Raw genomic sequence first — 15,598 nt, forward strand, 5'->3', positions numbered from 1 at the left:
TGGAGGTTGAGTGAGGGCGTGAAGCAATCTATCTTGTTATGGCTTATCAATCATTTGGCCGCTCTGCTGGCTTGCCCGGGCTGGCCGCCGAAGGGCTATCTTCTTTTTCTTGACAAAAAGAAGCAAAACCGAGCTTTTCAGCGAGCTCATGAATGCAATTAAAAACATAAATAACAGATGAATAACTCAAGGCTTGGAACTGATGTCGGATAAAATCGTTAAAGCTTTTTGTCGGTAGCACATGCACCCGATGAAGAATCGGGAGAGAACGCGCTGCCTTGGGTAGTATGGGTTGAAAGTTTGTAGGTGATAGCTTTAACGTTTTCTCCTTCCATCATCTCCCAGGCCGGAGAGCAGGGTGGTGATAGCAGGGTGGTGATAGCAGGTGCTTCGATAGGCAAATCTTAATAAGTAATCACCTGCTCTTCCAGATGTTCAGGCAAGTCGCGGTAATTATATTTTTGTCCACGGAGTTGAGGTTCAAAGCCTGCGGCTTTTATAGATTGCTGGATGCCGTTTGCGGTGAAACGGTGTGGTGCACCTGCTGCGGAAACTACATTTTCTTCAATCATAATCGAACCAAAATCATTCGCGCCAGCATGTAGACAAAGTTGTGCCGTGGTTTTACCAACGGTTAACCAGCTGGCCTGAATGTTTTTTACGTTTGGTAACATGATTCTGCTCAAAGCAATCATTCTGATGTATTCATCAGCAGTTACGTTATTGCTAATGCCCCTCAATCTTTTCAATAAAGTTCCATCATCCTGAAAAGGCCATGGAATAAAGGCTAAGAAACCATTTGCATCAGCTGGTTTTTCGCTCTGCACCTGACGGATCCATACTAAATGTTCAAAACGTTCTTCGATGGTTTCTACGTGGCCAAACATCATCGTTGCAGAGGTGGTAATATCCAGTTGATGGCAAGCGCGCATCACATCCAGCCACTCTTGTCCGCCACATTTCCCCTTAGAAATTAACCGGCGAACGCGGTCGTTTAAAATTTCAGCACCCGCACCAGGTAAAGAATCCATGCCTGCTTCTTTTAGTGCCTTTAAAACTTCCGTGTGGCTCATGCCTTCCAGTTTTGCTACGTGGGCAATTTCCGGCGGACCTAAAGCATGAAGTTTTAAATCAGGATATAATTCTTTGAGTTTTCTAAAGAGATCAGCATAAAAATTAAGGCCTAAATCCGGGTGGTGGCCACCTTGCAGCAACAATTGATCGCCGCCTAAACGAAAGGTCTCTTCGATTTTTACTTTATAGGTTTCGATATCGGTAATGTAACTCTCATCATGACCAGGTCTTCTGAAAAAATTACAGAATTTACAGTTCGCAATACAAACATTCGTAGTGTTTACATTTCTATCAATTTGCCAGGTTACTTTACCACTCGGAACCTGAATTTTTCTCAATTCATTGGCCACAAACATCAGAGATGCGGTGTCGGCATTGTGGTATAAGTAAACACCTTCTTCTTGCGTTAAAAAATCAAAATGTAGCGCCCGTTGTAGTAGATCGGCTGTATTCATAGTACAAAGATAGTTAAAAGGGAGGGAAGGTTGAGGGTGTAAGGTTTAAGGTTTGTCAAAAAAATAGCAAACACCATTAATAAACTAAAATCTATCAAATCTTCCTAATGTGTGAAATCATTTATTATATCTTTACGATTCTAATAAATACTATGGTAGATTTTAATCGTTTTACACTCGCCAACGGATTGAAGGTTTTGGTTCACGAAGATCCAACAACTCCGATGGCAGTTTTAAATATTTTATATGATGTGGGTGCTCGTGATGAGGATCCTGAAAAAACCGGGTTTGCACACTTATTTGAGCATTTAATGTTCGGCGGATCGGTAAATGTTCCAAACTATGATGAACCTTTACAAAGGGTAGGGGGCGAAAACAATGCCTTTACCAGTAACGACATCACCAATTATTACATTACTTTACCTTCTGAAAATATAGAAACAGCATTTTGGCTGGAAAGTGACCGGATGTTAAGTCTGGCATTCTCTGAGAAAAGTTTAGATACGCAAAAAAATGTGGTGAGCGAGGAATTTAAACAACGCTATTTAAATCAACCTTACGGTGATGTTTGGTTGAAATTGCGTCCGTTGGCTTATAAAAAACATGCTTATCGCTGGGCTACGATCGGGAAAGAACTACCACACATCGAAAATGCAACTATAGATGATGTAAAAGCTTTTTTCAAAAAGCATTATACCCCACAAAATGCCATTTTAGTGGTGGGTGGAAATGTAAAAACTGAAGAGGTGAAAAAGCTTGCCGAAAAATGGTTTGAGCCCATTCCTGCCGGAGATAAATATGAAAGAAACCTCATTCAGGAAGATGTACAAACAGCAGCCAGACAGGAAACCGTTAAGGCAAATGTACCGTTAAATGCAATTTATGTTGCATTTAAAATGCCGGGAAGATTGAACGCTGATTATTACGCATTTGATTTGCTCTCTGATATTTTATCAAGAGGGCAATCATCAAGATTATATAACAGCTTGTTGAAAGAACAGAAGTTATTCAGTGATATTAATGCCTACATTTCAAGCAGTCTCGATGCCGGATTATTTATTGTAGAAGGTAAACTGGTAGAAGGTGTATCAGTTGAAACTGCTGAAAAAGCCATTTGGGTTGAACTGGAGAAACTGAAAAGTGAACTGGTTACGGCAGATGAATTAACAAAGGTTAAAAATAAAGTAGAATCTGTATTGGTATTTTCTGAGATGAGTTTATTAGATAAAGCCATGAATCTTGCTTATTATGAATTATTAGGTAATGCAGACTTATTAAACCAGGAAAGTGAAGAATTTTTAAAAGTAACTGCAGAAGACATCAAAAGAATCTCGAACGAAACTTTTGGCAGAGAACAATCCTCAACCTTGTATTATTTAACTGAAGAACATGCTTAACAGACAAGTAGCACCTGATTTTAAGCAGGTATCAACCATAAATTTTATTCAGCCTACGCATAGAACATTATCCAATAATGTACCTGTTTACACCATTTATTCGGGTGAGCAGGATTTGGTTAGGATCGAATTTATCTTTAATAATGTAAACTGGAACGTTGAAAAGCCGCTGCAAGCCATAGCGGTAAGTTCGCTGATCAATAACGGAACCACTAAATTTTCTGCTAAAGAAATTGCAGAAAAGATAGATTTTTATGGTGCTTTTTTCCAAACCGAATATGTTCAGGATCAATCGACGGTAACGCTTTACACGTTGAATAAACACCTGGCGGCGGTATTGCCCATTGTTAAAAACGTGCTTACCGATAGCCAGTTTCCACAGGAAGAGATTGATCTTTATATTCAGAACCAGAAGCAAAAACTACAGGTAAACCTGAAAAAAAATGACATGCTCGCCCGGAAGGAGTTTGCACATGCGCTCTTTGGCGACACCGCTTATGGCGTGGATATTCAGGCTAACCATTACGATGGGTTACAACGCGACGATTTAACCAGCTATTTTAAAGCAGCTTATGCGCCTGATAACTGCACAATTATAGTTTCAGGTAAATTTGAAGACACCAGCTTTGAATTGTTAAATAACGGGTTTGGCCGGGATTGGGAACCTGGTAATGCGAAAAAAAATGATTTCAGCTTTAGCATTGCGCCGAAAGCGGTTATTTATAAAGAGCGCCCTGATGCGTTGCAATCTGCCATCAGAATTGGGAAATTAGCAGTAAATCGTGCGCATGAAGATTTCCCAGGCTTGCAAATTTTAAATACAGTTTTAGGTGGGTATTTTGGCTCTCGCCTGATGAATAATATCAGAGAAGATAAAGGTTACACCTACGGAATTGGTTCAGGAATTTCTTCCTTGCAGGGTGCAGGTTATCTTTTTATTGCCACAGAAGTGGGTGCCGAAGTTTGCGCTGCCGCGTTAATCGAGATTTACAAAGAAATCGAAATACTTAAAAGCGAGCTGGTTGGTAATGAAGAATTGACCCTGGTGAAAAATTACATGCTAGGATCAATGTTAGGTAGCCTGGAAAATGTTTTCTCTCATGCAGACAAATTTAAAAACATTCATTTCTTTGGCTTAGGTTATGATTATTATCAAAACTATATCGCGAAAGTGAAAGCCATTACTGCTGAAGATATCCAGGCATTGGCGAATAAATATTTAAATACTGAAGACTTTACCGAAGTGGTAGTTGGAAAGAAGTAATTGGTTAACAATTACATTAAAAAGGGCAGAAAATATTTTTTCTGCCCTTTTCTGTTTAACGATATTGGCAAAGATATGCGGTTTGTACATCTGTTTTCACTTTGAACGAAGCGTTTGCAGGAACCTCAAACTGGCTACCTGCTTTAAAAATTTTCCAGTCTGTTTGCTCAGGAAGTAATGCAGAAAGTTCTCCCTCTACAATATACATGATCTCTTTATCTGCTGTTCCGAATTCGTATTCGCCGGGGTTAATGATTCCTACTGTTGATTTACCTTCTGCAGTTGTGTAGCCCAGTGATTTTACATTGCCATCAAAATATTGGTTTTCAGTGATCATATTCTTTTCTTGGTAAAGCTATAAAACTTTGTTTAAAACCGCTTTTTGTTTATCTGCCTGGTATACTTTTTTATAGAAATCTACATACTCGTTGTATTTTTCTGGCGGATATTTTTTGTTTGTCATGGTTTGCGTCCGGACATAAGTAATTGCATTATCCTTTGTGGTAAACCTGGCTGTGTAATTTCCAAATTCTGACGCGATCTGGATATCCTTTGGAAGAAATTCTACCGTGTAGCCTTTCGGGAGCGTAAAATTTATTTCATCCTCATCATGATAACCGTATGGCACAGCAAAATAAGTTTTTCTATTTTCTACCTTTAGCGGTACATTTTCTTTACGATTGATTTGATTAAGGGTTAAAAAGATTTTATCGCCAGATTTAGTGTAAAGCTGACCACTTTTAAAATTCAATTCTTCATTAATAATTGGTTTAGTTTTGTCTGGCTGTATATAGCTAAAGCTGGTTAACTCGGCAACTGGAATCTTATTTCCAGCAATAATTCGTTTACGTTGCTCGCCCGGTTCTAACAGCATCATACTTAAATTTTCTTCAAATTGTGCATTTGCATAGGTAGATTTTAGCGCTAGCAGGGCAGTGCCATCGTCAGCTAGATTGATCGTTGTTTTCCTTATTTGGTAATTATCTTTCGGACTATATACAGGTGTGCGAATGATTTTTCCACCCTGATCAGTCACCATTAATACGTTCCGGTCTGCATTGCTGTAGCCAATAAATCCCATGGGGTCATACTGACTAGTGCATTCCAGAAAGGTGGTATCCTTTTCCAATGGCACACACAGAATCATGTGGTTTGCCTGTCCCATGCTTGAATAATTGGTGTTTAGGCCCGGCATGCCATTTCCGATAACGATTAGGTTAGATGAAATTCCAGCTTCATTTAACAGGGCTTTCATGTAGTTGGAAAGTGCTTTACAATCGCCATAATTTACCTGGGCAACTTTTTCTGCCAGAATAGGCCTGAATCCGCCTATACCCAATTGTACGCTTACATAACGGGTGTTTTGTTGTAAATGATTGTAAAGAATCTTGATTTTATCTTTTGGCGTTTTGGCATCCTTAATGAGGTTTTGAACAAGCGCCTTTGCTGGTTCCGGAAGTTTATTCCCACCCGCGTTTAATCCATACATCCATGATCCGAAAGTTTTCCAGCTGTTGAAATTTCCTTTAGAGCCATCATACTCAAATTCATTAGGTGATGCTTTTACCCAGTTCGCCACGTTATCAATTCCGGTACTTAACGGCTCACTAACCAGCGCCGGAATGTTCTGGCTTTTCCATTTGTACTGAATTTTATCTGCAATAGCAGTAGAATCTGTTTTAAGATTTGCACTCGTCAGGTATCGAAGCTGGTAATTTTTGTTTTTTTGAATCGTATAACTTGATTTTTCAACTGAAATGTTAAAGCCCATTAAATCCCGCCAGGAAGGAAAATATAGTAGGCCTTTAAATTCTTTGGTGAAACTGTATTCTATGGTGTAAGGATAGCTTAGGGCGATGAAGTTGATAGATTTCATTCTGTTCTCTTCATAAATAGAAGAATTGGAGGTTAAACTTTGGTCTTTAACATCCGATGATTTATAGTCTTTAATCTTTTTTCCTGTAGCGTCGTAAATAGAAGCTTTGATGTTTGAAATGCTCATGAACTTGTCATAAATCTCTGTCATTTCAGCAAGTCCGTCTCCGGCCTTATTTAAGATAGTAATGGCAACTTTATAGTCGTACTGTCCGCTACTTAAGCTTTTGATGTCGAAAAACTGTTCCTCGTTGCGCACTACAGCGATGGCATCTTTTTTTAAATCGTCTGGAATTTTAGCAACATCATATCCGCCTTGTGCAAAAACGCTACCAAGACATGCGCTAAATAAAATTATGGTGAATAAGTATTTCATTATGATTTCCTTTTAAAAACGATTTGTTCAGCCTGTTTTTCTACAATGGTTTTGAATAATTCTTTAAGATCAAAGTATTCATCTGAGGTATAAAGCGATTTATTTACGTTGATGATGCTTCTAACCATTAGCATTTTTCCTTCAGTAATATAGCTGATCGAAAAACTCCCTTTCTCATCCGGCAGTTTATAATTGCCGCTTTTTGGTAATTTATCTATCTCATAATCTTCCGGAAAGTTTAACGTCATCCGATAAGTTTCTTTAAATGGAAAGGCAAAGTCTACAGGGAATTTACGTTCTTCATGCTTAAACAGGTTCTCTTTGGTGCGTTCGAACAGGAGCGGAGTGAAGTACACCAGGTTACCGGCCTCTTCCACGTTATCTTCGATTGCAACATCCATAGATTCAGTTAGTAATCCCGCTAAATCATCGAGGTTTTGGATTTTATAATTTTTAATTTCTAAACCTGTTTTATCACTTTTAAAAGCCTTTACAAATTCTGCATCGTTATTCGCGCTGCGATATTTTTCACGAAGGTTAAGGGCGATGTAACCTTTTGAATATTGATTGATTTGGCCTGATAGTTTGTTTTCTTTATCGAGTTTTAAATTATAAGCAAATACTTTTTCATTTAAAGAAGTGGGTTCAGTAGAAATCCAGTTGCCCGAGAGCTTTTTAAGGTTCACATAGAAACCCTGATGGTTAAGGTTCTCATCACTTAACATCCCAATGGGCAAGTCTTTGTTTGTGGCATCAAGAAAATAAACTGTACTGTCAATTTGTGTAACCAGTACTACGTTGTTGAAGCCCGAAATTACCGGGTAACCGGGATGCTCACCATGGTTTCGGGTGCTAATTAACACGGGATAAGCGGTGATTTTGGCTTCTTTAAGCAGGCTCAACAGGGAGAGATTGATGTCTGCAGAGGATCCCGTTTTTTTCTCAAAAACACTCTTAGGACTTAATAGCGAGGTGTAGATGGAATAATCATCATTCCATTTGATGTTATTCTTTACATAGGTGAAGATGGAATTGATGATTGCTAACGTATCTTTTTCTGACTTTACAATTCCGGGCAGAACAGCTTTGGCATAACTGTTTTTGTTGATGAAGAATCCGAAATTTTCATCTTCATTTAAACCGGTAATAATTTTATCCCAGGAGCCATTAAAGTCTCTGTAAATATCTTTTGGAAAATTTGTTCCCCTTAATTCAAAAGCAATTTTCGGAATATAGTCATCCATTGTGGTAATGAAAGGCTCGTCTTTTAAAGCAGGTGCATTTTCAACCACATATTTATCGTACGTTGCGGTAGAAGGTAAGCCTGTTACGTAACTGGCATTTATCGATTGATGTAACGGGTGACTGATTTGATAATATCCGCTGGTATTGTGCTTGTAATTAAAGTATTCTGGTATTTTAACATTGTATTCTGACCATAAGGTTGGGATATCACTTTGAAATTTCCACCCACGGAGGGTGAAAATAAAATCTGATTTTATTTTGTATTTGAATTCGATAATTGATCCTTCCTTTACGTTTGGCAATGCAAATTTCTTGATCAGGTAGTTTTTATTAAACTCTTCGGTAAATTTAGCGTCTTTGTTTAGTTTGCTCACTACCATTTTGCCATCAAGCATGTTGTAGGTTGCTGCATCCATATAGCTCAAATCTTCTTTCGCCTGGCTGTTTTGTTTGTAAAGCTGCACTTGAAAATTCGCAAGGTCATAACCGCTTTTAGTTAAAATTTTATAGCGGATGTGTCTTTCATAAACATAGTTGAAACTATTTTCAGTTTGACTATATTCGAAATAACAATCTCCAACATCGAATAATTTTATTGCTGCAGCTGATGAGTCCGGGCCGGTTGCTTTGGTTTCAAATTCTGAGGGTGCAATTTTACCGAATTTAAATTCTCGTTTTATTGGAGGTTTAGTTTGCGCGTAAGTAGTCGAAACCCCAATGCACAGCATAAGGGTCAGAAATTTGAGGGCGATTTTCTGCATTTGGTATTTTTGTTTGGTTGTACAATAATAAGGTAACTATTGAATATTTTAAGGATTTCGTAAGATTTTTTATACAAGAATAAACCTGTTGTGATTTTCTTTCCTTATTTAAACTACTGATATTTACAACAACAAATGCAATTTGATAGCGTAATAGCCTGGCGTTGTGATTTGCTTTCTTTCTTTGAACTACTGATATTTACAACAACTTTAACCAGGGAACAATACCGTTTCGTCCAGTTGTGATTTGCTTTCTTTCTTTGAACTACTGATATTTACAACAACATTATGTATGGTTTCTCGTCGCCATGCGCTGTTGTGATTTGCTTTCTTTCTTTGAACTACTGATATTTACAACAACTCTTCTCTTTCTACAATTTTCCAGTTGTTGTTGTGATTTGCTTTCTTTCTTTGAACTACTGATATTTACAACAACAGGCTTGACGCGCAACAGTTGGAACAAGTAGTTGTGATTTGCTTTCTTTCTTTGAACTACTGATATTTACAACAACAAGAAGATTTGAAAAAAGATCAGCAACAGGTTGTGATTTGCTTTCTTTCTTTGAACTACTGATATTTACAACAACAAAAACTGGGTGTTCTATAAAGGTGGTTGGGTTGTGATTTGCTTTCTTTCTTTGAACTACTGATATTTACAACAACCGCCTCCTATAACATTTAAGGTATTGTCCAGTTGTGATTTGCTTTCTTTCTTTGAACTACTGATATTTACAACAACAGTCGAGCCTGGTTTTTTCGTCGGGTCTCAGTTGTGATTTGCTTTCTTTCTTTGAACTACTGATATTTACAACAACTGTCTGTCTTGATTGCGCTTGCTTCCTGCAGTTGTGATTTGCTTTCTTTCTTTGAACTACTGATATTTACAACAACACAAAACAATCGATGAAGTAATCACGAGAAGTTGTGATTTGCTTTCTTTCTTTGAACTACTGATATTTACAACAACATGATATACCGGTAGGCGATTCAAATTTCGGTTGTGATTTGCTTTCTTTCTTTGAACTACTGATATTTACAACAACGTTTTCTTCTTTGATGGGCTTCATTAAACCGTTGTGATTTGCTTTCTTTCTTTGAACTACTAATATTTACAACAACGAAACATGATTAAAAAAAGAATTGAACCTGGTTGTGATTTGCTTTCTTTCTTTGAACTACTGATATTTACAACAACAACGTTAAAGAAATAACGGTTGTTACTGACGTTGTGATTTGCTTTCTTTCTTTGAACTACTGATATTTACAACAACACGCCTGTATACAACGTGCACGTAACAAATGTTGTGATTTGCTTTCTTTCTTTGAACTACTGATATTTACAACAACGCAGTCCATCAGGCCTATTTGAATGATATTGTTGTGATTTGCTTTCTTTCTTTGAACTACTGATATTTACAACAACACGTTACCTTTTTATCTTCATGTGTATAAGGTTGTGATTTGCTTTCTTTCTTTGAACTACTGATATTTACAACAACAAAATGAACAAGATAAGAGATGAAACCAGTGTTGTGATTTGCTTTCTTTCTTTGAACTACTGATATTTACAACAACCGACGACTACCAGGACGCAGTATGGAACCAGTTGTGATTTGCTTTCTTTCTTTGAACTACTGATATTTACAACAACAAAAACGACAGGAGACAAATAGAACAGCAAGTTGTGATTTGCTTTCTTTCTTTGAACTACTGATATTTACAACAACTTATTCCTACCCATTTCAACACCGTTTAGCGTTGTGATTTGCTTTCTTTCTTTGAACTACTGATATTTACAACAACGGCACTGAAGTACTTTGAGAAATTCTACTAGTTGTGATTTGCTTTCTTTCTTTGAACTACTGATATTTACAACAACTACAGTCTGATAAGTCCGCCAGCTTACCTGGTTGTGATTTGCTTTCTTTCTTTGAACTACTGATATTTACAACAACAATATCGTTCGTATCAATGATATCGTAGAGTTGTGATTTGCTTTCTTTCTTTGAACTACTGATATTTACAACAACCAACAACAAGAATATTACCATTGATGTAAGGTTGTGATTTGCTTTCTTTCTTTGAACTACTGATATTTACAACAACTTGTTTTCGTTTTATTAGTTAGCACTGTTAGTTGTGATTTGCTTTCTTTCTTTGAACTACTGATATTTACAACAACAAAATACTTTGATCATTTAAGATATCGCGTGTTGTGATTTGCTTTCTTTCTTTGAACTACTGATATTTACAACAACAACAACGGTTTATTTCTAATTGGCGACAAAGTTGTGATTTGCTTTCTTTCTTTGAACTACTGATATTTACAACAACAATTTGCAAGTAAACTGATATCAAGCACCGGTTGTGATTTGCTTTCTTTCTTTGAACTACTGATATTTACAACAACAGTAAATAAAAGTGATCCATCACCAGTACGTTGTGATTTGCTTTCTTTCTTTGAACTACTGATATTTACAACAACGGTTACTCATGTTTCTGCGGCCATTTATCCAGGTTGTGATTTGCTTTCTTTCTTTGAACTACTGATATTTACAACAACTAGGAGCAGTAGTAAGAGCACAAGAAATAGGTTGTGATTTGCTTTCTTTCTTTGAACTACTGATATTTACAACAACGGCAAGGAAAAAGAACAAGGGCTAGAAGCAGTTGTGATTTGCTTTCTTTCTTTGAACTACTGATATTTACAACAACCCACGTCCGCCATTGCAACTTTGGCATCTAGTTGTGATTTGCTTTCTTTCTTTGAACTACTGATATTTACAACAACTGCATTTTTAGGGTTTACAATGGTCGACTAGTTGTGATTTGCTTTCTTTCTTTGAACTACTGATATTTACAACAACAAGTATTAACCCTGTTTAACGAAGAATATGTTGTGATTTGCTTTCTTTCTTTGAACTACTGATATTTACAACAACGTGGGTGGAGCAACAGAGGTTGAGGTATCAGTTGTGATTTGCTTTCTTTCTTTGAACTACTGATATTTACAACAACAAAGATGTTACAAAATATACACATTTTATAGTTGTGATTTGCTTTCTTTCTTTGAACTACTGATATTTACAACAACAAAAAGACAGACTTCAAACATCAAGAATAGTTGTGATTTGCTTTCTTTCTTTGAACTACTGATATTTACAACAACCAAGACTAGAAGAACTAGAGCTAATCACAAGTTGTGATTTGCTTTCTTTCTTTGAACTACTGATATTTACAACAACAGATGCTACGTTGTTAAACCCGAAAAACTTGTTGTGATTTGCTTTCTTTCTTTGAACTACTGATATTTACAACAACATGCAAAAAATTTTACTACAATACAGATGGTTGTGATTTGCTTTCTTTCTTTGAACTACTGATATTTACAACAACCGCCCACATTCTTAGACCTGTCGTACCCTAGTTGTGATTTGCTTTCTTTCTTTGAACTACTGATATTTACAACAACGATTAAGAGCTATTGCTTATAAGCAATTGAGTTGTGATTTGCTTTCTTTCTTTGAACTACTGATATTTACAACAACCTTGATCGTGAAGGCCTGATCCAATTTACTGTTGTGATTTGCTTTCTTTCTTTGAACTACTGATATTTACAACAACCATCACTTCCGCATCACTATAGCCAGCGTTGTTGTGATTTGCTTTCTTTCTTTGAACTACTGATATTTACAACAACGTTCTATACTAACCTCGAAAGCACCACGCAGTTGTGATTTGCTTTCTTTCTTTGAACTACTGATATTTACAACAACGAAATCTAATTCACGATCGTTAGTAGATCCGTTGTGATTTGCTTTCTTTCTTTGAACTACTGATATTTACAACAACGAAATCCAGATAATGAGCACCACCGCCAGTGTTGTGATTTGCTTTCTTTCTTTGAACTACTGATATTTACAACAACTCAACAAAGTGTCTTAAACTGTCGGTCATAGTTGTGATTTGCTTTCTTTCTTTGAACTACTGATATTTACAACAACGAAGACTTGAAAGCTTCCATAAAAGATTTTGTTGTGATTTGCTTTCTTTCTTTGAACTACTGATATTTACAACAACCCTCCTCGTCATCAGCAGGGTTAACCATGCGTTGTGATTTGCTTTCTTTCTTTGAACTACTGATATTTACAACAACCTAAAGATTTTTTAAAAGCTCCAGGATTAAGTTGTGATTTGCTTTCTTTCTTTGAACTACTGATATTTACAACAACAGTTTACGTTGAGCTTTACGATAATTCAATGTTGTGATTTGCTTTCTTTCTTTGAACTACTGATATTTACAACAACCCGTGTGATGAAAAACCTTCCTTGTCAACTGTTGTGATTTGCTTTCTTTCTTTGAACTACTGATATTTACAACAACCTTTGGGATGAAGATTATGAGGTGTATTTGGTTGTGATTTGCTTTCTTTCTTTGAACTACTGATATTTACAACAACAAACTTGCGGTTTTGTTCGGTATGCCGCACGTTGTGATTTGCTTTCTTTCTTTGAACTACTGATATTTACAACAACGCTGGGACGACGTAACGGTGGCTACTTTAGTTGTGATTTGCTTTCTTTCTTTGAACTACTGATATTTACAACAACCCGCCGATAGATGCGTTAAAGGACTGGGCCGTTGTGATTTGCTTTCTTTCTTTGAACTACTGATATTTACAACAACGTAATTTATATATCCCAGTACCTAAAACGAGTTGTGATTTGCTTTCTTTCTTTGAACTACTGATATTTACAACAACTAGACGGGGTTAATTATATAGTAGCGATAGGTTGTGATTTGCTTTCTTTCTTTGAACTACTGATATTTACAACAACGCACCACCACCCACCAGCACGAAGCGCCCTGTTGTGATTTGCTTTCTTTCTTTGAACTACTGATATTTACAACAACAGGGCGCGCGGGCTGGATAACACACCGCGTGTTGTGATTTGCTTTCTTTCTTTGAACTATGGATATTCTGGCAATATTGACCCCAGTAATGCACCATACTGACCCCCCTCGGGGATTTGGCCTGTCATAGCTGACGGCATGACAATTTTACCTTTTTTTTCTTAGACTTTCTCCTTTTAATTCAATTCTATAAGATGTGTGCACCATACGATCCAAAAAGGCATCGGCCAGAGTTGAATCTCCAAAGATGTCCCACCATTTTTCCACTGGTAGTTGACTGGCAATTATAGTTGCTTTTTTTGCATGCCGATCCTCAATTATCTCCAGCATATCCATTCGCTGCTGCTGTTCGAAATGAGTTAGTCCAAAATCATCCAGAATAAGCAGATCTGCTTTTGATATCTTTTCAAATAACTTATGGACACTTCCATCAATCCGGCTCATCTTTGTTTTTAAAAGTAACTTCTGTACATTGAAGTAAGCGACTCTGTACCCTTGGGCACATGCCTGGTGCCCCAATGCGGAAACCAGGAACGATTTTCCGGTTCCTGTGGAACCGCAGACCAATATTGCCTCTCCCTTGGGAATATACTCGCCTGTGGCAAGGATTCCCACAGTAGCCTTGTCCAGTCCTCGCTTGGAATCCATGTTCAGTTCCTCGATTGATGCCTTATAACGGAAGTTTGCATTTAACTGAAGACGTTCAAACCGCTTTCCATCCCGGTCATCTGTCTCTGCCTGAAGCAATATTTCCATCCCCTCACTCAAGGTTAGCTCATGTAGTTTTCTTGTTTCATTAAGGGCTGACCAGCTACGGGTCATACCATGGAGACGTAGATGCCTGAGTTGTGTTTCGATATTCATTTTCTAGAATTTGATTGTTGTTTGTGAATAATATTCCATACCACGGATATTGTTATGATCTGGGAGTGGCTGTTCATGTTTCGGTTCATCCTGATTTCCAACCATGTTATTTTTTAGGATGCGTTCAACAAAGCGATATGAAAGATTGCGGACATTCATTGCAAGCTCACAGGCTGCCCCAAATTTGTCGGAATCCACACCTTTCTGCAGCCGGAGAAGCCCGTCACATGTACGGTAGAGTTGTTCCGGATGTGTGTTCTGCTCGAATATCATCTGGAAGAGAAGATGCAGTTCTGCAGATTTCTCCTTTGCCCTGGTGATATAATATTTAGGACTCCTCTCCAGATAATGCTGGTGATGAGAGCTCAGATGATCTTTTTGAGTGGAGTAACCAGCTGGATTCAGATTCCGTACATGGACTGCAATCTGTTTGTTTCTGGCGTATATCTTCACCATGCTCCTGGTATAAACCACCTGAACTTTTTGTCCTACATAGGCAAAGGGGACGCTGTAATAGTGTTTATCCTTACCTAGGTAGATGTGGTTATTGTGCGCCACCTTTGGCTCCGAATAATACTTTACCTCAAAGCTTTCGGCCGGCAGTGGATGGAGCAGGTGTTTCTCAGCAGCAAGAAAACGCTCTTCTCTGCAGTAGGGCTTTTGCTGCATCCTGGTCTGGTTATGCGCCTTCACCTTTTCCCGGATGGCCTGGTTAAGCGATTCGATATCAAAGAACTGACGGTTCCTAAGTCTGGCATAAACACGGTTGTATACCAGCTTGACCTGATTCTCCACCAATGCCTTATCTTTTGGTTTTTTCGATCTTGCAGGGATCACGGTAATCCCATAGTGATTGGCAAAATCATCCAGTGCACGGTTGATCTCCGGCTCAAACCTGTTGGCTTTTATAACTGCAGACTTCAGGTTATCCGGTACCAGTACCGCAGGCGCACCGCCAAGTTCCCTAAGACAACATTCGAGCGCATGGAGAAAATCATCTACCCTCTGGCTCCTGACGGCCATTACAAAGCAGTAATCAGAGAATGGAAGCGATGCCACAAATATCTGGCAGGCAATAACTTCACCGGTCTCTCTATCAATATAATGCATTTGCTTACCAGCAAAGTCAACGAACAGCTTATCTGCGGCAAGATGCTCAAGTCGCATTCCGGGACGTCTGGCGATGAGTTGCTGACGAAGATGGAAACAAAACTGTGGATAGCTGTATGCAGGTTTGCAACCAGCCTCATATTCCTCATAGAGAAGTAGACGGGTCATCCCAACCGATTCAAGTTCCTTGGCATAATAGGTCAGGTTAGACCGAAGATATTCAAACCTGGGATCTTTATAGGCTGGACTTCCTATGTGAAAT

General features: G+C 37.9%; 8 protein-coding genes and 1 CRISPR repeat array. Of the genes, 2 read left to right on the forward strand and 6 right to left on the reverse strand.

Features of this window, described 5'->3' with window-relative positions:
• Window positions 1-404 precede the first annotated feature (404 nt).
• On the reverse strand, window positions 405-1,529 hold the full coding sequence (gene mqnC / locus GJU39_RS21835) for a cyclic dehypoxanthinyl futalosine synthase (RefSeq protein WP_154283123.1): 1,125 nt from the start codon (window positions 1,527-1,529) through the stop codon (window positions 405-407).
• 152 nt (window positions 1,530-1,681) lie between these two features.
• Here mqnC and GJU39_RS21840 point away from each other — a divergent pair, with 152 nt between their 5' ends.
• Complete coding sequence (locus GJU39_RS21840) at window positions 1,682-2,926, forward strand: M16 family metallopeptidase (RefSeq protein WP_154283124.1); 1,245 nt, start codon at window positions 1,682-1,684, stop codon at window positions 2,924-2,926.
• Entirely contained in the window at window positions 2,919-4,190 is a 1,272-nt protein-coding gene (locus tag GJU39_RS21845; protein ID WP_154283125.1) for a M16 family metallopeptidase, read from the forward strand. Before GJU39_RS21840 ends, GJU39_RS21845 begins: the two co-directional genes overlap by 8 nt.
• A 55-nt stretch (window positions 4,191-4,245) precedes the next feature.
• On the opposite strand, the gene ppnP is transcribed toward GJU39_RS21845, so the two are convergent.
• The 5 genes from ppnP to istA all read right to left on the reverse strand — a co-directional run.
• Window positions 4,246-4,527, reverse strand: a complete 282-nt coding sequence (gene ppnP, locus GJU39_RS21850; RefSeq protein ID WP_154283126.1) for a pyrimidine/purine nucleoside phosphorylase — start codon at window positions 4,525-4,527, stop codon at window positions 4,246-4,248.
• 18 nt (window positions 4,528-4,545) lie between these two features.
• Entirely contained in the window at window positions 4,546-6,441 is a 1,896-nt protein-coding gene (locus GJU39_RS21855) for a DUF3857 domain-containing protein (RefSeq protein WP_154283127.1), read from the reverse strand.
• Window positions 6,441-8,447 (reverse strand): DUF3857 domain-containing protein, encoded by a 2,007-nt coding sequence (locus tag GJU39_RS21860; protein ID WP_154283128.1) that lies wholly within the window; start codon window positions 8,445-8,447, stop codon window positions 6,441-6,443. The genes GJU39_RS21855 and GJU39_RS21860 overlap by 1 nt, the downstream gene beginning before the upstream one ends.
• Before the next feature lie 87 nt (window positions 8,448-8,534).
• Window positions 8,535-13,362: direct repeats of the CRISPR family, unit length 46 nt; unit sequence GTTGTGATTTGCTTTCTTTCTTTGAACTACTGATATTTACAACAAC.
• A 147-nt stretch (window positions 13,363-13,509) separates the two neighbouring features.
• Window positions 13,510-14,226, reverse strand: a complete 717-nt coding sequence (gene istB / locus GJU39_RS21865; RefSeq protein ID WP_154283129.1) for an IS21-like element helper ATPase IstB — start codon at window positions 14,224-14,226, stop codon at window positions 13,510-13,512.
• A gap of 3 nt (window positions 14,227-14,229) precedes the next feature.
• On the reverse strand, window positions 14,230-15,598 hold a 1,369-nt coding region (gene istA, locus GJU39_RS21870; RefSeq protein WP_154283130.1), incomplete at its 5' end, for an IS21 family transposase.

Source organism: Pedobacter petrophilus, from assembly GCF_009674725.1.
Lineage (GTDB): Bacteria > Bacteroidota > Bacteroidia > Sphingobacteriales > Sphingobacteriaceae > Pedobacter > Pedobacter petrophilus.